Source organism: Fibrobacter sp. UWR4, assembly GCF_003149045.1.
GTDB lineage: Bacteria > Fibrobacterota > Fibrobacteria > Fibrobacterales > Fibrobacteraceae > Fibrobacter.
In genome coordinates this window covers 1-22988 of record NZ_QGDU01000033.1, presented here as the reverse complement: position 1 = coordinate 22988, position 22988 = coordinate 1, and the positions used below count along the sequence as shown (strand labels likewise).

General features: G+C 49.0%; 19 protein-coding genes and 1 tRNA gene. 16 read left to right on the top strand and 4 right to left on the bottom strand.

From position 1 onward, the window contains the following. Nucleotides 1–49 precede the first annotated feature (49 nt). From BGX12_RS12430 to BGX12_RS12420, 3 genes are read left to right on the top strand one after another with little or no spacing between them, the layout of a single operon-like run. Nucleotides 50–1216 carry a polysaccharide biosynthesis/export family protein gene (locus BGX12_RS12430; protein WP_109736376.1) on the top strand — a complete coding sequence of 389 codons (1167 nt, stop codon included), beginning with the start codon at nucleotides 50–52 and terminating at the stop codon, nucleotides 1214–1216. 5 nt (nucleotides 1217–1221) lie between these two features. Next, nucleotides 1222–2427, top strand: coding sequence for a lipopolysaccharide biosynthesis protein (locus BGX12_RS12425; protein WP_109736375.1), 1206 nt, complete (start codon nucleotides 1222–1224; stop codon nucleotides 2425–2427). A 3-nt stretch (nucleotides 2428–2430) separates the two neighbouring features. Further along, nucleotides 2431–3789: an O-antigen polymerase gene (locus tag BGX12_RS12420; RefSeq protein WP_109736374.1), complete on the top strand. Its 1359-nt coding sequence runs from the start codon at nucleotides 2431–2433 to the stop codon at nucleotides 3787–3789. Here the strand turns inward: BGX12_RS12420 and BGX12_RS12415 are convergent. Next, on the bottom strand, nucleotides 3730–4962 hold the full coding sequence (locus tag BGX12_RS12415) for an oligosaccharide flippase family protein (protein WP_109736373.1): 1233 nt from the start codon (nucleotides 4960–4962) through the stop codon (nucleotides 3730–3732). The two genes, BGX12_RS12420 and BGX12_RS12415, sit on opposite strands and share 60 nt — an antisense overlap. Before the next feature lie 67 nt (nucleotides 4963–5029). Between BGX12_RS12415 and BGX12_RS12410 the strand changes: the two genes are divergently transcribed. From BGX12_RS12410 to BGX12_RS12370, 8 genes are all read left to right on the top strand, one after another. Further along, nucleotides 5030–5109, top strand: a tRNA-Leu gene (locus BGX12_RS12410). A 40-nt stretch (nucleotides 5110–5149) separates the two neighbouring features. Further along, nucleotides 5150–6409 (top strand): trigger factor, encoded by a 1260-nt coding sequence (gene tig / locus BGX12_RS12405; protein WP_109736372.1) that lies wholly within the window; start codon nucleotides 5150–5152, stop codon nucleotides 6407–6409. A 14-nt stretch (nucleotides 6410–6423) separates the two neighbouring features. Continuing rightward, nucleotides 6424–7014, top strand: a complete 591-nt coding sequence (locus BGX12_RS12400; protein WP_109736371.1) for an ATP-dependent Clp protease proteolytic subunit — start codon at nucleotides 6424–6426, stop codon at nucleotides 7012–7014. Further along, nucleotides 7014–8300: an ATP-dependent Clp protease ATP-binding subunit ClpX gene (clpX, locus tag BGX12_RS12395; protein WP_109736370.1), complete on the top strand. Its 1287-nt coding sequence runs from the start codon at nucleotides 7014–7016 to the stop codon at nucleotides 8298–8300. The genes BGX12_RS12400 and clpX overlap by 1 nt, the downstream gene beginning before the upstream one ends. A gap of 43 nt (nucleotides 8301–8343) precedes the next feature. After that, complete coding sequence (gene lon, locus BGX12_RS12390) at nucleotides 8344–10806, top strand: endopeptidase La (protein WP_233246387.1); 2463 nt, start codon at nucleotides 8344–8346, stop codon at nucleotides 10804–10806. A gap of 123 nt (nucleotides 10807–10929) precedes the next feature. Beyond that, nucleotides 10930–11922: a hypothetical protein gene (locus tag BGX12_RS12385; protein WP_109736369.1), complete on the top strand. Its 993-nt coding sequence runs from the start codon at nucleotides 10930–10932 to the stop codon at nucleotides 11920–11922. A 938-nt stretch (nucleotides 11923–12860) separates the two neighbouring features. Then, nucleotides 12861–14546, top strand: coding sequence for a hypothetical protein (locus BGX12_RS12375; RefSeq protein ID WP_146196338.1), 1686 nt, complete (start codon nucleotides 12861–12863; stop codon nucleotides 14544–14546). Nucleotides 14547–14560: 14 nt separating this feature from the next. Then, entirely contained in the window at nucleotides 14561–15043 is a 483-nt protein-coding gene (locus tag BGX12_RS12370) for a hypothetical protein (RefSeq protein ID WP_073231281.1), read from the top strand. Between the two features lie 10 nt (nucleotides 15044–15053). Here the strand turns inward: BGX12_RS12370 and BGX12_RS12365 are convergent, their stop codons facing one another. Then, entirely contained in the window at nucleotides 15054–15680 is a 627-nt protein-coding gene (locus tag BGX12_RS12365; protein ID WP_158278247.1) for a lytic transglycosylase domain-containing protein, read from the bottom strand. Between the two features lie 48 nt (nucleotides 15681–15728). On the opposite strand from BGX12_RS12365, the gene BGX12_RS12360 reads away from it, so the two are divergent. The 5 genes from BGX12_RS12360 (at nucleotide 15729) to BGX12_RS12340 (ending at nucleotide 20820) form a co-directional block, all read left to right on the top strand. Next, nucleotides 15729–16490: a YggS family pyridoxal phosphate-dependent enzyme gene (locus tag BGX12_RS12360; protein ID WP_109736366.1), complete on the top strand. Its 762-nt coding sequence runs from the start codon at nucleotides 15729–15731 to the stop codon at nucleotides 16488–16490. Between the two features lie 168 nt (nucleotides 16491–16658). After that, nucleotides 16659–17630, top strand: coding sequence for a hypothetical protein (locus BGX12_RS12355; protein WP_146196336.1), 972 nt, complete (start codon nucleotides 16659–16661; stop codon nucleotides 17628–17630). A 313-nt stretch (nucleotides 17631–17943) separates the two neighbouring features. Further along, a complete protein-coding gene (locus BGX12_RS12350; RefSeq protein WP_109736364.1) occupies nucleotides 17944–19020 on the top strand; it encodes a YhcG family protein in 1077 nt (358 codons plus the stop codon). An 88-nt stretch (nucleotides 19021–19108) separates the two neighbouring features. Next, nucleotides 19109–19666: a LemA family protein gene (locus BGX12_RS12345; RefSeq protein ID WP_109736363.1), complete on the top strand. Its 558-nt coding sequence runs from the start codon at nucleotides 19109–19111 to the stop codon at nucleotides 19664–19666. A gap of 149 nt (nucleotides 19667–19815) precedes the next feature. Next, a complete protein-coding gene (locus tag BGX12_RS12340) occupies nucleotides 19816–20820 on the top strand; it encodes a M48 family metallopeptidase (protein WP_233246386.1) in 1005 nt (334 codons plus the stop codon). Here the strand turns inward: BGX12_RS12340 and BGX12_RS12335 are convergent. Together BGX12_RS12335 and BGX12_RS12330 are read right to left on the bottom strand one after the other, a co-directional pair. Beyond that, entirely contained in the window at nucleotides 20817–22136 is a 1320-nt protein-coding gene (locus tag BGX12_RS12335; protein WP_109736361.1) for a replication-associated recombination protein A, read from the bottom strand. The genes BGX12_RS12340 and BGX12_RS12335 overlap by 4 nt on opposite strands. 16 nt (nucleotides 22137–22152) lie before the next feature. Next, a complete protein-coding gene (locus BGX12_RS12330; protein ID WP_109736360.1) occupies nucleotides 22153–22566 on the bottom strand; it encodes a thioesterase family protein in 414 nt (137 codons plus the stop codon). Nucleotides 22567–22988: the final 422 nt, after the last annotated feature.

Here is a 22988-nt window from a genome sequence, read left to right as displayed (position 1 = left end):
GTTTTTTTTGTATTTTATTCTGACATTTATATCGATATACGGTTTTTTGATGCAACGTTTGATCGCTGTTCTTCTTTTGTTGTGTGCGGGCGTATCTGCTGCCGAGTCATCCTTCGGTAGCCTTTCTTCCGTGAAGGCTTCCGGACCTTCATCTCGCAGCAGTATTGCCCTGACTCCCGCCTCTGCGGAAGTGGCTGTGGATTCCAGTTATTTGCTAGGTCCTGGTGATTTCCTGGATGTGATGCTTGAGACCAGTTACCTTACTGTCCAGGTGGCTCCCGACGGAACGGTGGCCATCGAGGAATGTGGGGTGGTGAATGTAGGTGGCAAGACTCTTGCGGAAGCCAAGGAGCTGATTATTGACTTGGCCGCCAAGCGTTACAAGCGCGAGTATTGCTATGTACAGCTTGCTGCCCTTAAGAAGTTCAAGGTGAATGCCATGGGTGCCGTGGGTCAGATTGGCCAGCATCTGGTGGATCCCCAGACTCGTCTCAGCTATTTTATCCGCCAGATGGGCGGTACCGTTACCCGCGCCAACACGGAAGACGTGCAGGTGATCCGCGGTAAGGACACTCTCCATATCAACTATAGCGCCATGTCCATCGACGGGAACTTCGATGATGATATCATGCTGGAGCAGGGCGACAAGATTTATGTTCCCTACGTAGGTCTTGGGGACAACGTGGCAATGATTTTCCCGGGCTACAAGACTAGCGTGGCCTACAAGGAAGGAAGGACCCTTCAGGAATATTTTGAATTGGCTGGCGGAGCCAGACTTCATAGTTTCGGCTATAAGGCTGCCTGCGTTCGTGAACCGGGCAAGGCCCCTCGCTGGATTTCCGTCACCGAAATGGGCAACACTGTAGTGACCCCAAATACCGAAGTGGAATTCTCCGTGCAGGAAATGCTGGTGTATGTGGGCGGCGCCGTGAACTTCCTGGGCCGTTACCCTTACGATCCTTCCTGGAGGGTGCTTGACTACGTGGCTGCCGCTGGGCTGAATACCATTTCGGGCTCCTGGAGCCAGATTCGGATCTGGCGTGGTACCGAGCCGGAAGCTATTTCCGTGAATGTGGCTACGGACCAGGTGATGCCTGGTGACTACATCGAAATTCCAAAGAGCCATTACGAGTCTTTCAAGGACTTCACCTTGTTCCTTGCATCACTCCTGACAGTGCTCTCCTCTGCCTTCATCATTTACGTTAACTACAAGTAGAATTTATGAATACCCAGGCTTCCGCTGGCTTTATCGAAATCATCCTTCGCGTGATGAACAACTGCTTGAAGCGTTTCAAGCTGTGGTTCTTCATTTTGTGGTTACCGACTATCGTTACTTTTGTGCTGGTCATGTGGGTAATCAAGCCTATGTATGCCGCTACCGCGGTGGTGACTCCTCCGGCCGCATCCCAGAATACGCTTAGTGGCCTTAGCTCCATGCTGGGCGGTGCGTCTGGTAGTGTCAGCTCCCTCCTGGGACTTGGTTCTGCCGATGATGACGCGAATGCCGTGTGGACTATCATCAATTCCTGGGAACTGCATAACCAGGTCATCAAGGAATTTAACCTGGCGGAACATTACGAGTTCGATGGCGACTTCCATGCCGACCTCCTGAAAATGTTCCGCAAGCGTTTTGGCGTGGAAGTGAACAAGGAGGACATGTTTGCGGTCTCCATGGAGGATGAGGACTACAAGCTGGCTGCAAAGATGGTCTCCTTTATCCTGGAAAAGACGGACTCCGCCTTCAATGCCTTCAAGACTTCCCAGGCAAGGCAGTCCCGTATGTACTTCCAGTCCCGTCTGGATTCCTGCGTACATGTTCTGGATTCCCTCATCAATGACTTCGTGAAGTTCCAGGAAGAGAACAACATTTACGATCCGGAAGTCCAGCTGGAATCTACCCTCAAGTACTTGAGCTCCCTGCAGAGCAAGCGTGAGGAAGTATCCATGGAATTGGCCTTTGAAAAGGCTGACCGCGGTGATGGTAGCAGACGCTATGATGAATTGAATAAGCGCTACAAGGGTGTAAATTCCGCATTGAATAGCGCCGTTAACGGAAAGCACAAGGACCTGGGTCTTGTTTCCCTGAAGAAGTCTCCGGAACTTGGCGCCGAATACGTCCGTCGTGAATCTGAAATTCGCGTGCAGGAAGCCATGTACAAGCTGCTTCGCCAGCAGAGCGAGCAGATGCGTATGGAAGAAGCGAAGATGCTGACCAATCTTCATGTGCTGGAACCGCCTTGGGAAAACGACAAGAAGATTTATCCTCTCCGTGGGGTGTCGCTGATGTTCGCCTTCCTGGTATCGTTCATTGTCGCAACCATTGTCTGCAACATCCTGGGATTCCTGGACGACGAGGAAAATCGCGGTTCCGAGACTGCTAGGCAGTGGGCTGCCTTCAAGGCTCATTTCTCCAGAAAGAAGGGATAGTTTATGTTTTCCTGGATAATGGACTATCCGGAAACTGCAGTCTCTGTTGTTGTCACGCTGTTCTGCCTTGTCCGTGTGGCCTGGCTGAAACGCGACTTCTTTAGCCCTATATCCATTTACTGCTTTACCCAGTTTTTGACCCTGGGGATTGCGTTTTTGCGCCTTGACCCTGCCATGACGGACTTTCACGCCAAGACCTGGATGGTCTGGATTCTGGGTCTGGTGTCCTTCTGCGGCGGATGCTTCCTGGTGACCCAGTATGCCCGTTCAAAGAGGATGAGCTGCGATTTGGCGGCTCCCACGCCGCCCAGGGACTACAACTGGAACATTCATCTTGTGTTTTCCTTTGTGGCATTCTTGCTGTTCATGGTGGGCGTCTTTGGCGTGGTTCAGAAGACGGGCAACCTGATCGTGTTTACGGACCATCCTGCGGACTGGATGAGCAAGGATGTGGATTATGGTTATTATGCAATCCTTTTGAGTAGCGGTCCTCTTGCGGTCCTGCTCTTTGGTGTTGCCGCTTTCAAGAAGTTTAACGATAATCGACTTGTTTGCAATATCTCGAAGTTCATGGTGGTATTTACCATTCTCATGAACTTGATGGCCTACCCGAACCGTACATCCCTGTTCTGCAACCTGGGCTTCCTGATCATCATGTCCAACTTTCTGTACAAGCGTATTTCGCCGGTCATCATTTCCCTGGCGTTGGTTCTTGCCATTGGAAGTTTTGTGGCCATCAGTAGCCTGCGTTCCCAATATGGCGGAAGCGATATCAAGGGCAAGGCCATGGATGCCGTGATGAAGTTGCCCTACATGTACGTGGCCAACAATTACTGGAACCTGGATTATGCGGTAAATCCGTCCAATGACAATGAAGTACATCCCCATACCTATGGAATCGATTTCTTTGCCGGCGTGTTTGAGTATGCCCGTGTGAGCGGAAGTTTCAGGAACAGTTTCCGTTGGGACGATGCCTTCAATGAAAGGATCCAGAAGGTGTACGGCTTCAACACGGTGAACTACCTGTGGGAAGTGTACAAGGATTTCCATCTGGTGGGCTGCTGCCTGTTCCCGCTATTGTGCGGCATGGCCCTCACCTTGCTGCACTTGCGACTGTGCGGGAGGTTCAGTCCCCGGCAGATTGCGCTTTATACGCTGTTTATCTATTTCGTGGGATGGTGGTTCTTTACGGCAGGCTACAAGCAGGGACTTTATTGCATCTGGTGCCTGTATATCTGCATTGCCACTACCATATGCGCTGGTCGCGGCCGCCTGAGGAAGGATCCTGGGGAACCGGGAAAGTTACCAGCCGAAGCGCCTGTTCTTGATAAAGTAGACGGCCAGCTGCAGGCTCAGCAGTAAATCACCGGTCAAGGTCAGCAGGGGGATGTAACGATTGGAGAGCAGTTGCGCTCCAATGAGACATGCTGCTATGTTCACGACGCCACCTGCGGTAATCATGATGCCGTAGGTCCAGGTCCGCTTTTCCTTGAGCATGGTGGAGATCATCCCCATGCGGGTGGCCTGCAGGATGAGGGACATCGCCAGGATCCTTAGGCAGAAACAGCTGGTTTCAAGTACTTCGGCGGTCCAGGGGGCTCCGAAGAAGATCAGCTTCAGGGTGAACTGCGGGAACAGCCAGAAGGGGCTGGAAACTGCGGTGATGAACAGGGTGAAGACGGCCTGGTCCCTCAGGTGCAGGGTCTTGCTGTCCGTCTGGTGCAGGGTAATGAGGCTGCTGGAAATGAAGTGGACCATGAGCCCCGAGGCAAGGATGATTAGTTTGTGTGCAAAATTGTAGGAGCCGAGGAAAGATTCGGGAGCGAAACTTGCCACGGTATAGAGACCTACCGGCAGATAGGCGAAGCTTGCAAGGCTTGAAAGGGCGTAGGGACATGCGGACTTGAACATCAGCGCGAAGAACCTACGGGTATGAATTCCTATGCGCAGGACCTTCGCGGTAAATGCCTGGCCTACGCCAAATCCGAATGCGGGGAGAGCCGCTACCACCATGGCGCCTGCGATTGCCGGGATGGAATCGAAGTGGAAATACCAGAGGGCGATTCCCATGATGGTGGTGTAGGAGATGGTGTGAAGAACTTTCGAGATCAGGAGTTTCTTCCAGAAGTTGCCGCAGATGAAGTACCAGTCAAAGAAGGCGTGCTGGAAAAGTAATCCTAGGGCAAGGATAAGCTCTCCGTAGAATACGGGACTGTCCCACCTGCAGATAAAGGCGAAAGCGACCATTACCAGGGCTGCCATCGCGGTCATGGAAAGTCGTAACTGGAGAACGTTTATGAATAACCTGCCCTGGGTTGCCCGCTTCCCAAAAAAGGCCAAAATCAGGGTTGCCATGCCGAAATCCGCCAGTGCGCAGAAGATGGTATAGTCACTTTGTAAAATTCCGAAGTATCCGAAGTTTACAATTCCCAAATTATTAGCGATAATATTCTGGACGAGGACGGAAACTCCCTGGATGAGGATGTTCACCAGTGAAATAAAAATTCCGATTCGTATGTTCTTTAACGCTTGCAACGGTGGGTAAAATTAGATGATTAAATTCCAAATGTCTTCCGCATTTTGTATCTTTGGGTGCAAAATCGCGAGAGTGGCGGAATTGGCAGACGCGCCAGACTTAGGATCTGGTACCTCGGTGTGTGGGTTCGACTCCCACCCCTCGCATGTTTTTAACATCTAATTAAATCGATTATCGGAGTTCATAATGAGCGTTGAAATCAAAGAAACTAGCGCCACTCTGCGCACCCTCGAAATTTCCATTCCGCAGGCTGACCTGACTGCTCCCTTCGAAAAGAAGGTGAACCAGTACAAGAAGCAGGTTACCCTGAAGGGTTTCCGCCAGGGCATGGTTCCCAAGGCAATGATCCTGAAGCAGTTTGGTGAATCCATCCGTCACGAAGTTGTTGATGAAACCATCAACAAGATCGTCCAGGAAGAACTGAAGAAGGCAAACATCATTCCCGTTGGCCAGATGAAGGTTGTTGACTTCAACGACGACAAGACCGCAGACATCACTCTGAAGGTTGAAGTCGAAATGGATCCGGAAATCGATATCAAGGGCTATGCCGACACCGGTATCACCGTTCCGGCTGTTGCTGTAAGCCAGGAAGAAATCGACGCTGAATACAACCGTCTCATGCAGATGTGGAGCAAGGACGAACATGTGGACCGTGCCGCTGCAAAGGGTGACGTCGTTGTGGGTAACTACATCGAAGTCATTATCGACGGCGAAAAGCAGGACCTTCCGGAAAACAAGGAATTCCGTTCTCTCCTCGGTGAATCCGCTTCTCCGGGATTCGACGCAGGTCTCGTCGACGCTAAGGCTGGCGAAACCAAGGAAATCAACTTCCAGTATCCGGAAGACCACAAGGACGAACGCTATCGCGGTAAGACTGCCCAGTTCAAGGTCGAAGTTACCGACGTTCGCGCCATCGTTCCTCCCACCATGGACGAAGCTTTCTTCGAACAGGTTGGCGTCAAGGATGTGGAAGACCTGAAGAAGAATCTTGCTGATGGCATCGAAAACCAGAAGAAGGACGCTGTCAAGAACAAGGCTGTGAACGAAGCTATCGATAAGATCATCGAAGCTAACCCGTTCGAAGTGCCTCAGGCTCGTATCAGCGACCTGATCCGCTGGTCCATCAACCGTAACGTCCAGAACGAAAAGGACGTTATCGAACCCACCGAAGAACAGATTAAGGCTCTCTCTCCGGAAGCTGTCCGTGAAATCAAGAAGCATCGCATTCTCGACTTCATCGCTACTGCCGAAAAGATCAAGCCGACCCAGGCTATGGTTGACGAACGTCTCCAGGCTATGGCTAACGCATACCATGTGGACTTCGAATCCCTGAAGGCCCACTTCCGTCAGTCCGGCCGCATCAATGCTATGCGCGACGAACTCCGCATCCAGATGGCTGCAGACTTCATCGTTGGCATTCGCGCTGCCGCTGAAGAAACTAAGTAAGAGGTAAACTCATAATGATCATTCCTACCGTCATCGAGACCACCGGACGCGGTGAACGCGCCTACGACATCTACTCCCGCCTCCTCAAGGAACGCATCATCTTCTTGGGAACTCCCATCAATGATGAAGTGGCCAATAACGTCATGGCCCAGCTGATCTTCCTTGAATACGAGAATCCGGAGAAGGATATCACGCTGTATATCAACAGCCCGGGTGGTTACGTGTCGGCAGGTCTGGCCATTTACGATACCATGCAGCATGTTCGCCCGAACATCGCTACCATCTGTATCGGTAGTTGCGCTTCGATGGCTGCCGTGCTCCTTGCTGCAGGAACCAAGGGCAAGCGTTATGCTCTGCCGCATTCCCGCATCATGCTGCACCAGCCGTCTGGCGCTGCAACCGGTCAGTCTACCGACATCCAGATTACCGCCAAGGAAATTGTCCGCACCAAGGATACCCTGGCCGAAATCGTTGCCAAGCATTCTGGCAAGTCTATTGAAGAAGTCCGTACAAAGACCGACCGCGACTTCTACATGAGCCCCGAAGAAGCCAAGGAATTTGGCGTCATCGATGAAATTTTTGTGCCGCGTAAAGAGGGAATTTAATGTATCGTAGCGGGAAGAACCACCCCACCGTGTCTTGCAGTTTCTGTGGCAAGCCGGCAGAGCAAGTCGAGAAGATGATCACTGGTGCAGGCGTGCATATTTGCAGCGACTGCGTGTCCATGTGCCATCGCATCATCGAAGAGGATCGTTCCCGTAGAGTACAGGAAGAGGCTGCAGCAGAAGTTGCTTCCAAGCCTCTGCCCCTTCCCAGCCAGATCAAGGACCACCTGGACGAATTCGTCATCGGACAGGACCAGGCCAAGATGGCTCTTTCTGTAGCGGTTTACAACCATTACAAGCGCCTTCGTTACAAACAAACTCACAATTCCAAGAACGATGTGGAAGTGGACAAGTCCAACCTGCTGTTGGTGGGTCCCACCGGTTCCGGCAAGACTTTGCTTGCCCAGACCATGGCCCGTTTCCTGGATGTGCCTTTTACCATTGCCGACGCAACCGTCCTTACGGAAGCAGGCTATGTGGGTGAAGACGTGGATAGCATTATCGTGCGCCTGTTGCAGGCTGCCGATTACGATGTTGCCCGTGCTGAACGTGGCATCATCTTCATTGACGAAATTGATAAGATTGCCCGCAAGACTGCCAACCCTTCCATTACCCGCGACGTGAGTGGTGAAGGTGTTCAGCAGGGCTTGCTGAAGCTTCTTGAAGGTACTGTCGCTGCAGTGCCTCCCAAGGGTGGCCGTAAGCATCCTGAACAGCCCCTGGTGCAGGTGAATACCCGCAATATCCTGTTCATTTGCGGTGGCGCCTTTGAAACTCTGGACAAGATCATTGCCCGCCGTGTAAATCAGGGCGGCATGGGTTTTGGCGCTGACATCCGTAGTTCCGAAGAAAATTCCCTGAGCGAGCTGTTCAAGGTGATGGAACCGGATGATCTGATCCAGTTCGGTCTTATTCCCGAAATCGTCGGCCGCTTGCCTATTGCAGTGGCCCTCGAGGAACTGGACGAAGCAGCACTTTTGAATATTCTGACCCAGCCCAAGAACGCTCTTGTGAAGCAGTACAAGAGACTGTTTGAAATGGATGGAGTGGAACTGGAATTTACTGACGATGCCCTGAAGGAAATTGTTCGCGAGACCATGGCTCGAAAGACGGGTGCCCGCGGCCTTCGTTCCGTATTGGAAAAGGCTCTCCAGAGATTCATGTTCACTGTTCCTGGTTCTGACACCAAGACTCTTTCCATTACTGCCGAAATGGTCCGTGAAGGACTTAAACCGGCAACCGCTGTAGCTGCCGCCCCGAAAAAGGGCCGCAAGAAGGCTTCCTAATTTCGATTTGGCTCGCTGGAAAGGCTAGCGGGCTATTGGAGAAATGATTTTGGCTCTTGACGTGAATAAGACATACCCGTTGCTCCCTCTGAGGGACGCTATTGTATTTCCGCTGACCACCCGCCGTATTCTGGTAGGTAGGGAAATTTCCCTGAAGGCATTGGAATACGCCGAAGCCCACGGTAACGAAATTATTCTTTCCGCTCAGAAAAATATCGAGCTGGAAGAAATTGCGAACCCCATGCTGGATCTCTATTCCGTGGGTGTCCTTGCCCGCGTCAGCAACGTGACGCCTTTCCCCAATGGTTGCGTAAAGGTGGTTCTGGAAGGTGAATCCGTAGTGGATCTCCGCTCCATCGTCCAGGAAAAGGGCTTTTTGCAGGTTACCGTTTCTGAACGTAATCCCAGGATTCAGCTAGCCGACCGCTGTGAAAATTTTGAACTGGTACTGAACCAGTTTAAGGAATACTCCATGCACCGCAACATCGCGGATGGCATGGTGGACGCCCTCTTTACCATGGATAGCCACCTGAATGCATTCTATGGCATGATTCCGTTCCTTCAGGTTTCCCTGGATGAACGTCAGACTCTTCTGGAAATTGGGAACATTAATGATCTGGCGAATCGCCTTTTGCAGGTGATGCAGATGGCCGCAAACAACGACACCTTGATGGTGAAGGTCCAGCAGAATGTCCGCCAGAAGATGGCCCAGCAGCAGAAGGAATGGTTCATTTCCGAACAGATCCGCCAGCTCCAGGATGAACTGGATGGCGAAAACGGCCAGTCCGAACCGGACCAGCTTTTAAAGAAGATCAAGGAAAAGAAGTTCGCTCCCGCCATCCAGGAAAAGCTGGAAGAAGAAATTTCCCGCATGCGCATGATGCAGCCCACGTCGCCGGAATACGCCGTAAGCCGCAACTATCTGGACTGGTTCCTCACGCTCCCGTACAATGTGTACACCGACACCGTTCTCAGCATGAAGAAGGTGAAGGCCGAGCTGGACGCAAAGCATTTTGGTCTGGACAAGGTGAAGGATCGCATTATGGAATACATCGCCGTTCTGAAGCTTACGGGCACGGAACGTCGCGCTCCCATCCTTTGCCTGGTTGGTCCTCCGGGCGTTGGCAAGACCACTCTGGTGGAATCCATCGCCAAGGCCATGCAGCGCAATTTCGTCCGCATCACCTTGGGTGGCGTTCGTGACGAAGCCGAAATTCGCGGTCATCGCCGTACTTACATCGGTGCCATGCCGGGCCGTTTCATTCACGCCCTGAAGCGCGCCAAGTGCATGAACCCCATTATCCTTCTGGATGAAATCGACAAGATGGCAAGCGACTTCCGTGGAGATCCCGCCAGCGCCATGCTGGAGGTCTTGGACCCGGAACAGAATCACGACTTTACGGACCACTTCATGGAAGTGGGTCTGGACCTGTCCCGCGTGCTGTTCATCGCTACCGCCAATAACGAAAACCAGATTCCCGAAGCTCTCCACGACCGTCTGGAAATGGTGCGCCTGCCGGGCTACTATCCCCACGAAAAGGAAAAGATCGCTTCCAACTATCTGGTGCCCCGCATTTGTGAACGCACCGGCGTGAAGCTGGGCGAAGACATTGCCTTCTCCGACGAAATTGTCCGTAAGGTAATCCGCGACTGGACCCGCGAAGCTGGCGTCCGTGAACTGGAACGTACCTTGGAAAACGTGGTTCGCCATCGCGCGAAAGACATGGTCATGGGCAAGAAGTTCCAGAAGGATCTGACCGAAAAGACTTTGCAGGAATACCTGGGCGCTCCCCGCTTTATCGGTAGCACCCTGCCTGAAACTGGCCGCCCGGGCATCGTGACGGGCCTTGCCTGGACAAGTGTGGGCGGAGAAATCCTTCCCATCGAATGCATGCTACTCTCCGGCAAGGGCGCCCTCATTATGACGGGTAAGCTGGGCGACGTCATGAAGGAATCCGCCCAGATTGCGCTTTCCCTGGTTCGCGAACGTCTGCAGCGCTTTGGCATTGACCCTGCCATCGTGAAGAAGACCGACATTCACATTCACGTACCCGAAGGCGCTGTTCCCAAGGACGGTCCTTCCGCCGGTATCGCCCTCACGCTGTGCCTGCTTTCTGCATTCACCCGCCATCCCATTCCCACAGACATTGCCTTCACTGGCGAAGTAAGCCTTACGGGCAACTGCCTGGCTATCGGTGGCCTCAACGAAAAGGCTCTGGCTGCTCTCCAGGCTGGTGTAAAGACCTTGCGCCTCCCGGCCCAGAACCAGAAGGATGTGGACGAACTCCCGGCACCTGCAAAGAAGGGCCTGAAGATCTTCACCCACAAGCACATCGACGAAATCATCAAGATCCTTTTTAGGGGAGTGAAGGTTTCGCCTGCTGCCGCAGGCTCAAGCGCTAGTATAAAGGAAGACGATGAGGACGAAGAATCCGAAAAGTCCGAGAAGGTTACAGCGAAGAAACCCGTGAAAAAGGCTCCGGCAAAACCTGCTAGGAAAAAGTAGCGTGTCATCCCTTCGGCGAACTCAGGGCAAGCTCTGAGCGAAGTCGAAGGATCTAGTGCATTAATTATATTAGGTCCCGCGGAATAAAAACCGCGGGTCCTTTTTTGTAAATTAGGGATTAGGATGGAAACGCTGAAAGTACCTCTCTGGAAGAAAATCATTTTGGGAATTTGTATTGCGGAAGCAATGGTAGTTCTGTTATTCCCATTGTGCGCCCTGTTGCACGAAATGCATTATGTACAATTAAGTCCTTTCTGCTGGTTTGCGGTTCTTCCGATGGCTGTCGGTGTTCCATTTTCTTTTTCTTATTGGAAAGCGCTGAAAGGAATTGAGAATTTTACACAATCGTTTAAACTGGCTTTGAAACCAGCCATTCCTTTTGTGGTGAGTATTCCTTTATATGTTGTTCCTTGCTGCTTGTGTACCGATCTTCTTCGCAGTGTATTACTGTGTGATGTGACCTTCGTGTCCTTAGGCCTTCCGGTATTTCTTGAAATAATGTTGATTATTTACTTCTGTTTTAAACGAGAGAAGTTAACGAAAGAAACCATAGAGTTTGTTCCTCAATTTGAGTCCATTCAAGATAACGTGTACGAAGCGAAACCACCCTTCAAGGTGAACAAGATCGGAATCATCATTTGCATGATTGTCACTATGCTGATGGGGTCATGGCCTTATTTGTGGTATATGCAGGAAAAGACAGTCAATGAGGCTTATGGATACGAGAACTTAGATAGTTTCAACCTCATTGGGGAATTCATGGCGAAATTGTACATGCCGTTGATGTTGGCTATACCCCTTGCTTTTATATATCTGAGTTGCTTAAAGGGGATTAAGACGAAAAGAAACGTAATCCTTATTGCCTTGGCTCCTTTTGCGCCATGGTTGTTAATAGAAGGCGTTTTGTGTGCAATCTCGTTAGGATTCTTTTTTTTGATTCAACTTGCTACTATTGTACCGTTGCTCTTCCAAATTTTTATGACAACGGTATGTCTTTATAACGGCTGTTATGAAAATCCTAAAACAAAGGCAATTTCAATAGTTTCGTGGTTTGGCTATTTGTTTTCTATTGTTTTAAGTTCTGTAGGCATTTATTTTATAGCATTTTCCCATTAAACGCTAAAATTCCCGGTTGATTTTCCGGTAATTGGCCTTGACTTTTTTTACGTAGTCAAAGGTTTCGTACTTCATTGCGATCAAGGATTCAATCAAGGGACATGTTGTCTGGTCAAAATTCATAAACAGAAAGGAGCGCGTTGAAGACTATGTTGAAGGCGTTGAATGGCTGGAAAAGAACGGCTTTGAAATTGTGTGCATCGTCAGCGATGGCTTACGGGGCCTGAGAGAGCGGCTATCCAGGTATCCGTTTCAGTACTGCCAATTTCATCAGATAAAGACCGTCAAGCATTGGTTGACTAGCAGGCCAAAACTGCCTGCATCAAGAGAACTTCTTGAGCTGACCTACTTCATGGTCCACACAGACCGGGCTTCCTTTGAAGGACTGTTTGGCGAATGGGAAAGTAAGTGGACGGCTTTCCTAAAGGAACGGGCTTTGTACACCGACGGAAAAATGCGCTACACGCATAAGAACCTTCGAAGCGCCTATCTCAGCATAAAAAGAAACATGCGTTTTCTATGGACCTTCGAGGAAATGTATGGGTCAGGTGTCCCAAACACGAACAATGGAATCGAATCTATGTTTACAGATTTGAAGTCCATCTTACGCCTTCACAAGGGCATATCCAAGAATAGTCGCAAGACCATGATTTTGGAACATTTTTCTCGTCTGAACGCAGACGGATAAAGGGATTGAAGCGGATTTAGGTATCCAAATGACACTTAAAGCAAAGGATACCCTTTTTCAGGTATCCTTTTGACACTTAAGCCAAAAAATTAAAGGACCCGCGGAAAAAATCTGCGGGTCTTTTTGGGATGTGGGGTAAGAAGGATGATTGATTTTGTATTGACGTTGAAATTTACTTTTTTTATATTGGACGATGCTTTGTTCGAAATAGTTTGTACAAGGAAACATTGTGGTCCGTTAGGAGGATCCGTTGAAAAATATATTCTGCCTTGGTGTGGCATCTTTGATGCTCTGCGCCTGTTCTGAGATGTCCAATCCTCAAATTCCCGTTTCTGAGGAGGTCGCACCTTTCGTTAATGTCATTACTTCTGCTGTAGTTAGCAATCCTGCCCAAGACCCCTATACCGTAGAAAATATGAGTGAGGCTCTACGTAAGACGGCCCTGGCAAAGTGTCATAGTGCGGAAGATTCGGCTGATGTAAGCGGTTTGTCTTTTGAGCCGAATTACCTGTATATAAGGTTTCTTGCGGATGGAAAGAAGGGGGCGTATGAATTAAAACAATATGATTCATCCCTTGTATTGTTTAAGCATCCCCTAGACTATAAGCCTATTAAGAAGCCTGTTGTTTACAAGGACCTTTCGCTGCCTGATTCTATTGTACCCTTATTTGCCACGGTTCCAGTTGATTATAAGTTTGGACCAACGAGGTATGAGATTATCAAGGAACTTTTTCTTGTAGAACCAGATGATGTGTTGGATGATGGTAATGCTATGAAGGGTCTTGCAAAGAAGGCTTCCTCCAAACTAGATGAACTTGGAGTATCCTTACATGAGGTTGAATGGAATTCATTGGAGATGACAGGAAATCTTGCAGAACGTCTTAAATCATCTGCAACTGAACTAAATGTCGGTGAAAAACCTAAGCTTGCGTGGTCTCTATTTAGCAGTGCGAAGAAATTAGGTGGAACACTAAAATTTGTGGATGATTACCTTGGGGAGCAACCATTGGTGGGTGTTCGTGTAACGGGTGGTTATTCATACTATTGGCGCGAAGCTCATACTGATGTGAATGGTCATTTTTCAATTCCAGAAAAGTGGAGTTTTGACATTGATTATGAAGCTAATTTTGACTCTGATGAATTTTTGCTTGAAGATGGACACTCAATTTATGGTGAAGATCTTGAGATTGAAAAGAATAATAAGCACTCCGACTGGAATGAAACATTTACAGGAAAAGAGGCCAGGTGGTGTGCGGTCTGGACCGCTGCATATCAATATTGGTATGGCAATCGATTTGGATTGAAAAAACCGCGAAGTAATACTGCTGGTAATCAAAGTTTGGATATAGAAGTGTATTATAAGAATAAGTCCGATTTTAAAAAAGCGATGAGTGATGCCGGATATCAGTATAAGGATGGGGTATGGGGGTTTTACATATTAAGTTCTTCTACAATGTTTGATGATAGAATTATGATGTTGGCAACCGATGATAGACAATCTGATGGCATATATCGGTCTACTATTCACGAAGTTGCTCATTTTTCGTTGTATTCAAATCAAAAGAGTTCGTTATTTAATGATGAAAAAGAAAATTATAGGGATGCGTTTACCAGAGGAATTGAATGGTATTTTACGAATAACAGATATTGTTCTGGGGATTTAAAATCCACTTGTGGAGTAAGTTATTCCTCCGCATATGTTGGGATTGGTCAGGATTTAATAGATGTAAATACAAAATCTGCTGACGGTTATAAGTCTAATATAGATAAGGTGTCTGGATTCAAAATTACAGATGTAGAAAAGGCGTTTTTAGTCTCTAAGACTTTGCCTGAAGTGAAAAACTATATTTTGAAAAATTTAAAATCGGGAGTAGACGGGCGATCTTATACCGAAGATAATTTAAATATGTTGTTTGATTATTGGAAATTGAAATAAAAAAGGATTGACTAATGATTAAGCGTCTTTTTATTTACCTTGTAATCTTTTGTGTATTTGTATCTTGTTCAAAAGATTCTGTTGCTCAAGCTGATGTTTGGGAAAACGTATGTAAACTCGGTGAGATTGTTAATTCATTAGACGTTGATGTTGAGGTAAAATTTAGATGGGGTTATCCTCAAGTTGAAGATTCCCTACAGGTATATGTTGGTTCGGGAAAGTCTTTTCAATTTAGTGATTCTTTGATAGAGTCTACGCCTCTTTTTATTGAACGGCTTTTGGAGCGTTTTTCTGAAGCAAATGTTGAAGCTGAACTTGAATTCAAAACTACACCGTTAAAATGTTTGACATTTACGGGACCTGTGGAGAATGGCGAGTTTGATCCTCGATCAGAAAAGGCTGGTGATGAAATGGACTATACAATTGCTGATGGTGTAAGTTTGAAAAGATTGACGCTTGATTCTGCCTGGTTGAAATTAGCGGTGACTTGCGAATAATTCGTGACGTTTAAATCTCTCGATTAATCTTTCGGTAATTGGCCTTGACTTTTTTGACGTAGTCAAAGGTTTCGTACTTCATTGCGATCAAGCGCAAGAGTTCAAAATAACGGAAGGTCTTGTACAGCTCCGCCTGTCTGTAACCGCCGTTATAGTGGGCTAGCATCAGGTTGATGTCGCCGTGGTATTCCTTGTGTAGCATGGAAATGAACTTGACCCCGATCTGGATATTGTCTTTCGCATCCAATAGGTTGTAGTGGGGAAGCTTCAGTTTCTGGGCCACGTTTTTTCCGGTGGTGGGCATGACCTGCATAAGCCCTAACGCCCCCACGCGACTTTTGGCGTTGAACTTGAATTTGCTTTCCTGGGCAATGACGGCGGCCACCAATTTGTAATCCACGTCGTATTGTTTTGAATAAGTCAGGATATAGGTAGCAAAACGGCTCACGTCTGCATCGCTTAATTTCTGATTCACCGAGGTAATGAACTTTTTTAACTTTTCGGGGGAATCCTTCTTGCCAAAAAAGGTGAGGACCACTTTGCTGTTTGCGACTTCATCCAGATAGTCTTCCACTGCGGGGAGAACGCCCCCGCATAGGAATAGAATCGCGAATATGACCAGTAATAATTTCTTCAAAATTTTATGCCTTTCTTGGAACAATATATAAAAAGTTATATTTCGGGTATGGAATTTACTCTTGAAGAAATGGGTGGCCAGCTGGCCAAATTGGAAACGAGAATTGCCGCTGCCTGCGAAAAGGCTGGCCGTTCCCGTGAATCTGTGCTTTTGGTTTGGGTGAGCAAGTTTCACCCGGCAGAAGCGGTAGAAAATGCAATTGCCCTGGGCGCAAAGGTCTTTGGTGAAAACCGCGTGCAGGAAGCGGAATCCAAGTTCAGCGAACGTCGCATGGCTCTCGACGGAAGCCCGGTGCAGTGCCATGTCATTGGCCCGGTGCAGAGCAACAAACTGAAGAAGGCCGCCATCGTTGCAGATTGCATTCATTCCATTGCCAGCATGGAAGCCGTTGAAAAACTGGAAAAGGTTTGCGCGGCACTTCCCGGCGACAATGGTAAGACTCTCGAAATTCTCTTCCAGGTGAATGCCGGTGAAGAAGAAACCAAGAGCGGGTTAGATATCGCCCGCGCGGATGAATTTTTGGCGGCATTGGAAGGCCGCAATTTCCCGCACTTGAAATTCCGCGGTCTCATGACCATTGGCAAGAACACTGGCGTTGCAGAAGATTCCCGCGAATGCTTTGCCTTCCTCCGCAATCTCCAGCAGAAGTACTTGGCCAAGGGCGGCGTATTCGCAAACTTCGACCAGCTTTCCATGGGCATGACTGGCGACCTGGAAGTTGCCATCGAAGAAGGCTCCACCATGATCCGCGTGGGCACCGCCCTCTTCGGCGAACGGGACTACAGCAAGCCTGTCAACGATCCTGTTTAAAATATCCCAAAATTAAGGATTGTCTTGCTGGAAAAAGTGCGACGCCGTCGCACGAGTTAGGGTAAGCTATTCAGTGCATTTGGATGGCGGGGCATTGGAGGATTGAAATTATATGCAGAAATAAATCTTTACTTGTTGTTTTTGTTCCCCATTGTTATTTTAAAACACATGAAGAATTTTTGGGTTAGGTTTCTGGTTTTTTGCAGCGCGCTTTTGTTTTCGCTGTTTGCTTCGTGCAGTTCGGATGGTTTCGACGAAACGGACAAGGCGCCTTCTAGGGATGCGGCACTTCTGGCGGCTTCAAAAATGCCTGCCATTGGGCCTGATCGGGTGGAAGTCCTGTGGTATAAGGCCGTTGTGTTTAGTTCAAAAGATTCCGCGGATATTGACCAGTTGGCTCATATCATTTCTCAGGAGGAAAAGGATTCCATTAAGGCTTGTATGGAACGGAAATTTGACCGCGTCAAACACGGTCATAAAATTCATCGTCGAACATGTATACATCGCGAATTGTGTGGGGATGACAACCTTCGCATAAATTTCTACCGCGGTGACAAATTGAAAGAGGAAATCCTCTTTTGGAATGAACAGGCGCCCTATGCTCTCAAGGAGTTTCTGGACAAGAAGGGCGTAATGATTAGCGGGGCGATTTATGCGCCCGACACTTCCCGCAAAAAAACAGGCGATGACTTGTTCGATCGCGTAAAAAGTCTTCCGGATTCTCAGCCTCTGGTTGGAGGTCAAGTGGCGATTTGTAAATCCGTTATACGGACGACTGCCTTATCCGATATGAAAACGACGCCTGCGGTGGATGATTCCATCAAGGTGAAAATTCGAAAAGTTCTTGCACAGCGGACTCCTGGCATTCGCCATCTGCGGAATAAGTATGCCAAGAAATTTCCTAAAGAATATCCCGAGGATGTGTTGCCCGAGGATCTGCTGATTTCCATGACATTGAATCAGGGCGGTGCCGTATATAGCGTAAAGGCGCGATTTGCGGAAGCGCCCAATATGGAAAGCGGCTTCCAGAAAATCTATGACGATTACCTGAAGGAAGTGGAAAACTCCATGAGACGTTGGGTGTTCCCGCTGACGGGTTTAAAGAAAGTTGAATTCCCGCTCTATACCAGCTATAAGTAAAATGCGGATGGTACTTCCGTTTTTTTATCCCTTTAGAAACAAACCAGCTTAAATTAAATCTTACATAAGAAGGTTGAAACTAGTGGTCCCAAGAAAGAAGTCATTATCTAGTCTTATGACTCTTTGGAAGATCTTCCGGCATGTTCTGGAGACTTATCATCCCGGAATTGATTCGGAATCTTCTTTTACAAACAAATTACATTTTGACCCTTGCCAGTATTTATGTATAAGCTATAATTCTGCCCGAGGTTCGAAAAGGTATCTCCAAGGCATCTGAAAAACAGATGTCTTTTTTCTTTCCAAAGGAGATACTATGTCCAGTCAAATTCAGGATTTCAAGTTGCCCAACGATTGGCAAAATTCCAACCCCCAGACTTTCGAGGGCTTGGCAAGTTCCCTGGAACAGATTCACAAGAACGCTTACACAGCTTCGGTGAAGGCAGTAAACAAGCTTGCCACCATCCGCAATTATTTGATAGGATACTATATCGTTGAATACGAGCAGAAAGGCCTTGATCGTGCGAAGTATGGTGAAAAATTGCTGAAAAATATTGAAGCTCGGTTGAATACAAGAGGGATGAACGAGACTCTGTTTAAAATTTCGAGAGCCTTTTATTTAAAATATCCCAAAATTAAGGATTATCTTGCTGGAAAAAGTGCGACGCCGTCGCACGAATTCGAAACACCAGTGAATCGAATCATTGAAAATCTTTCCTTCTCCCATATTCGTGAAATCATGACGGTCGAAGATTCCTTTGCGCGCTTTTTCTACGAAACGGAATGTATCAAGTGCTGCTGGAGTGTCAAGGAACTTCGTAGGCAGATCGCGACAAACCTGTTCTTTAGGGCGGGTATCAGCCAGGACCCTAAAAAACTGCTTCAGCAGACAGTGAGTGAAACTCCCCTAGGTTATGGTATCAAGGAACCTTTCACTTTTGAATTCTTGAATTTGCCTGCAAGGCCTTTCAACGAAAGTGAGCTTGAAGGAGCCATCATGGATCACCTGCAGGAATTCCTTTTGGAAATGGGCAAGGGTTTCTGCTTTGAGGCTCGTCAAAAGCGTATCGTTATCGATGATGAATATTACTTTGTAGATCTTGTTTTTTACAACAGGGTTTTGCACTGCAATGTGATTGTCGAACTGAAGGATGATTCCTTCAACCATGGCGACCTGGGGCAGCTGAATGCATACGTCTCCTACTACAAGGAAAACGAGATGAACGAAGGGGACAATCCTCCCGTGGGGATCCTCCTTTGCACAAAGAAAGGCAAGAAAATGGTGGAGTATGCTTTGGCCGGAATGGACAACAAGCTGTTCGTTTCCACTTACATGCTGGCCTTACCCCAAAAGGATACATTGGAAAAATTCCTGAAGGACGAATTAGGGTAAATTGGTCGGGCGTATCTGGATACACATCATCCCGGATCACTTTTTTATAGTACATTTACAAAGTAAAAACAATTTCAAGGAGAATCTTATGGTCGCTGGAATTATCATTGCCGTCGTCGTCATCATCGTCCTCTTGCTGATCACCACCTACAACAAGCTGGTGAAGCTCCGCAACAACCGCGAAAACGCTTTCGCAAACATCGACGTTCAGCTGAAGCAGCGTTTTGACTTGGTTCCCCAGCTGGTTTCTACCGTGAAGGGTTATGCCACCCACGAAAAGGAAACCCTGGAAAAGATCACCGCCGCCCGCGCCGCTGGCATGGGTGCCCAGACCGTAGATGAAAAGGTTGCAGCAGACAAGGCTATGTCCAGCGCTCTTGCCGGCCTCCGCGTGTCCCTGGAAGCCTACCCGGAACTGAAGGCTAACACCAACTTCCTCCAGCTTCAGACCGAACTTTCCGACATCGAAAACAAGTTGGCCGCATCTCGCCGTTTCTTCAATTCCGCTACCAAGGAATTCAACAACGCTTGCGAAATTTTCCCCAACAACATTATTGCCGGTATGTTCAACTTCCGTCGCGCTGCCATGTACGAGGCTACTGAAAGCCGCGAATCCCTGAACAAGGCTCCCGAAGTTAAGTTCTAAAAAGTAAGCTGTGATTAGGGGTATCGGGGGCAGAACGTTCCCGAATCCCTGTCTACTAACCACTAGCCACTAACAACTGTATCATGAAATACGTAGGGATGCAAACCCAGATTTGGCGGAACAACAGGAACACCGCGATCCTGTTGTGTATGTATCCCGTCATTATTCTGGCTATGGTCCTGTCCTTCATTCTGGTGTTGGACTATGTGGGCGTTTTCTGCTCCTACATTCCGGATTCCCTGGTAAGCAAGGATGTAACCGTTGGTGGCGTCTGTGCGGAATCCCGTGGTTACGGAATTCACTGGCCTGTGGTATGGTTCGCTTTCCTGAAAGCATTGCCCTGGACCATCGGCGTTGTTGCGGTGTGGTTCCTGTTCGCCTACCTCTTCAATGTTTCCCTGATCCGTCATGTGACTCATGCCCGACCGCTGGAACGCAAGGAAAACGTTCGCGTTTACAACATCGTTGAAAATCTCTGCATTGCAGGTGGTATCGAGATGCCCCAGATCAACATTGTGGAAGATCCGGGCCTGAACGCCTTCGCCAGCGGCATTGACATCAATAGTTTTACCATTACCTTGACCACGGGAATCATTGACACCTTGGATAACGATGAGCTTTCCGCAGTAGTGGCGCACGAACTTACTCACATCAAGAATCGCGACACCCGTCTCATGGTGGTGTGCATCGTGTTCGTGGGATTGATTTCCATCTTGCAGACTATCTTCATTGAGATCCTGAAGGGGAGCTTGCGAAGTGCGGGGCGATCATCCCGGCGTAGCAAGAAGAATGGGGGAGGCGGCATCATCCTGATTGCGCTCATTGCCCTGGTTGGTGTGGTCATTACCTCTATCGCTTACTTCTTCAGCTACATCAACCGTCTGGCAATTTCTCGCTCCCGCGAATATGTGGCGGATGCAGGTGCTGCAGAACTTTGTGCAGATCCGTTGCCGTTGGCCCGAGCCCTCCAGAAGGTTTCCAGATTCCCTGGCCTGGCAAATGTGAAGCGTAATGATGTGGCTCAGCTCTACATTATCCATCCCGACGAAGAGGATAATAACGGCATGCTTCATGGTCTAGTGAAAAAGGTGGATTCCATTTTCTGGACCCACCCCGACACGCCTGACAGAATCAAACTTCTGGAACAGTTCTAGGCTTCGTCCGAAGAGGACGCTGCAGGTTCGTTCTTCCCGAGTTTTTGATTACGGATGGACTTTAACTGCTCCAGACGTTCGGCGAAAAGCTTTTCCTTGCCAATCTGTTTCGGATGGTACAGTTCCAATCCTTCAAGTTGTTTAGGCAGATGTTCCTGTGCGGAATACCCGCCCGGGCTATCATGATCGTATTCGTATCCCTTGCCGTATCCCAGCTGTTTTCCAACGCGAGTAACGGAATTGCGGAATGCTCGCGGGACAGGAAGCGTTCCCGTTTGGCGGATCACATCATCCGCCGCAAAGCCTGCAATTTCAAGACTGTTGCTCTTGGGGGCGAGAGCCAGGTAGACTGCCAATTGATCCAGGGCGATCAATCCCTCGGGATTTCCAAGAAAGTCATAAGCCTCTCGGGCGCTTGTTGCCAGCAGCAGGGCGTTAGGATCTGCCAGACCCACGTCTTCCATGCTCATGCGGATCATGCGACGCAATAGGTAACGCGGGTCCTCGCCGCCTTGAAGCATGCGGTGCAGCCAGTAAATTGCGGCGTCCGGGTCGGAACCGCGGATGGACTTGTGTAGTGCAGAAATCAGGTTGTAATGTTCTTCGCCGCTCTTGTCGTAACGCAAAGGCTTCTTGTACTGGAATTCTTCCAGAAGTTTTTCGTCAATGACCTTGCGGCCGCCCAGGTTTCCGCCGATCCATTCCAGCTGATTCAGCAGGAATCGGGCATCCCCTTCGGACTGGGCAATCAGTTTATCGACGACGGCTTCGTCCACTTCCACATCCTTCAGCTGGAGGCCGCGGGGATGTTCCTTCAAGGCGCTAAAAATCAAGCGACGCAGGTCTTCCTTGGAGAGTGGGGCGAATAAAATCAGCTGGCAGCGGGAGAGCAAAGCTCCGTTCACTTCGAACCCAGGGTTTTCCGTGGTGGCGCCGATAAGCGTTACGGTTCCGTCTTCCACGGCGCCTAACAATGCGTCCTGCTGGCTCTTGTTAAAGCGGTGAATTTCGTCGATGAACAGGATGGTGTCGCGGAAAATACCCTTCATCTTGCGGGCTTCTGCAAGGACTTCCTTTACCTCCTTGACGCCACTTGCCACTGCAGAAAGTGCCACGAAGGATTTCTTGGTCTTCTGCCTGATGACGTGGGCGAGGCTAGTCTTGCCGCATCCCGGAGGACCCCAGAAAATCATGCTGGGGACAGTGTCGTTTTCCAGACTCATGCGCAAGAGACTCTGTGCGCCGAGAATCTTGTTCTGGCCCAGGAATTCATCCAGGTTCTGGGGGCGTAAACGTTCTGCTAAGGGCTGGTCCATGGCGCGGCTCCTGCGACTACTTTGCGTCGGCGGGGAAGAACACGGCGATCTTTTCGGGCAAGTCCCTGGTGGGCCTGCCGTTCTTGGTGAAGCAATGCAGCGTGGTGCCTATGGTGCAGAGCTTGCCCTCTACAGAAAGCTCGTACTTGAAACGGTAACGGAGCTTGTCCTCCTTGATCAAGGTGGTCTTGATATCCACGAATTCGCCGTAATGGGTGGGGGCCTTGTACTGTACGCCCAGCTCCAGCACGGGGCAGGCGAAACCTTCGGCTTCCATGTCGGCGTAGCTTGCGCCAGCAGTGCGGAAAAATTCGGTACGGGCCTGCTCAAACCAGACGGCGTAAACAGAGTGGTGCACAATGCCCATCTGGTCGGTTTCGGCGTAACGCACCTCGATTCGTGCGGTGTATTCGTAGCTGCAAGTTTCCATGGATGATCCTTTGGCCAGGTAGGCCGCCGCGGAGAATTCTACTGCTCAAAATGTAACTACAAAGGCCGGCTGTGTCAAGTCAAAACATACGCGCCTTCGCCTGCTGCAAAGACACTATTTAAAATCTGTTTTATGAATGCGGTTCCTGGCCAGGCTATGTCAAGCCAAGTTGTATTGCTGGGAAAAGAATGTTTAGTTGCTATTAGAAAGCTGCGGGGCCTAACGCAAAAGCAGGGCGGAACTGCTCTTGACGCAAATGCGAGACTGCGCCTCTTTTACAGGGCCTTGATTTCTTCGGGAGTAAGGCCAGAAACAGAAGCAATTTCTGCCAAAGTAAGTTTCCCCTGATCACGCAACGCCTTGGCAAGTTCCTTAGTCTTGGCAGCGGCCGCTTCATCGCGTTCCTCTTCAAGCATTGCTTC

Excerpts from the sequence above, each read along its gene's own strand:
- BGX12_RS12430 (WP_109736376.1), top strand. The coding sequence starts at position 50 with ATGCAACGTTTGATCGCTGTTCTTCTTTTGTTGTGTGCGGGCGTATCT.
- BGX12_RS12425 (WP_109736375.1), top strand. The coding sequence starts at position 1,222 with ATGAATACCCAGGCTTCCGCTGGCTTTATCGAAATCATCCTTCGCGTG.
- BGX12_RS12420 (WP_109736374.1), top strand. The coding sequence starts at position 2,431 with ATGTTTTCCTGGATAATGGACTATCCGGAAACTGCAGTCTCTGTTGTT.
- tig (WP_109736372.1), top strand. The coding sequence starts at position 5,150 with ATGAGCGTTGAAATCAAAGAAACTAGCGCCACTCTGCGCACCCTCGAA.
- BGX12_RS12400 (WP_109736371.1), top strand. The coding sequence starts at position 6,424 with ATGATCATTCCTACCGTCATCGAGACCACCGGACGCGGTGAACGCGCC.
- clpX (WP_109736370.1), top strand. The coding sequence starts at position 7,014 with ATGTATCGTAGCGGGAAGAACCACCCCACCGTGTCTTGCAGTTTCTGT.
- lon (WP_233246387.1), top strand. The coding sequence starts at position 8,344 with ATGATTTTGGCTCTTGACGTGAATAAGACATACCCGTTGCTCCCTCTG.
- BGX12_RS12385 (WP_109736369.1), top strand. The coding sequence starts at position 10,930 with ATGGAAACGCTGAAAGTACCTCTCTGGAAGAAAATCATTTTGGGAATT.
- BGX12_RS12370 (WP_073231281.1), top strand. The coding sequence starts at position 14,561 with ATGATTAAGCGTCTTTTTATTTACCTTGTAATCTTTTGTGTATTTGTA.
- BGX12_RS12360 (WP_109736366.1), top strand. The coding sequence starts at position 15,729 with ATGGAATTTACTCTTGAAGAAATGGGTGGCCAGCTGGCCAAATTGGAA.
- BGX12_RS12355 (WP_146196336.1), top strand. The coding sequence starts at position 16,659 with ATGAAGAATTTTTGGGTTAGGTTTCTGGTTTTTTGCAGCGCGCTTTTG.
- BGX12_RS12350 (WP_109736364.1), top strand. The coding sequence starts at position 17,944 with ATGTCCAGTCAAATTCAGGATTTCAAGTTGCCCAACGATTGGCAAAAT.
- BGX12_RS12345 (WP_109736363.1), top strand. The coding sequence starts at position 19,109 with ATGGTCGCTGGAATTATCATTGCCGTCGTCGTCATCATCGTCCTCTTG.
- BGX12_RS12340 (WP_233246386.1), top strand. The coding sequence starts at position 19,816 with ATGTATCCCGTCATTATTCTGGCTATGGTCCTGTCCTTCATTCTGGTG.
- BGX12_RS12335 (WP_109736361.1), bottom strand. The coding sequence starts at position 22,136 with ATGGACCAGCCCTTAGCAGAACGTTTACGCCCCCAGAACCTGGATGAA.
- BGX12_RS12330 (WP_109736360.1), bottom strand. The coding sequence starts at position 22,566 with ATGGAAACTTGCAGCTACGAATACACCGCACGAATCGAGGTGCGTTAC.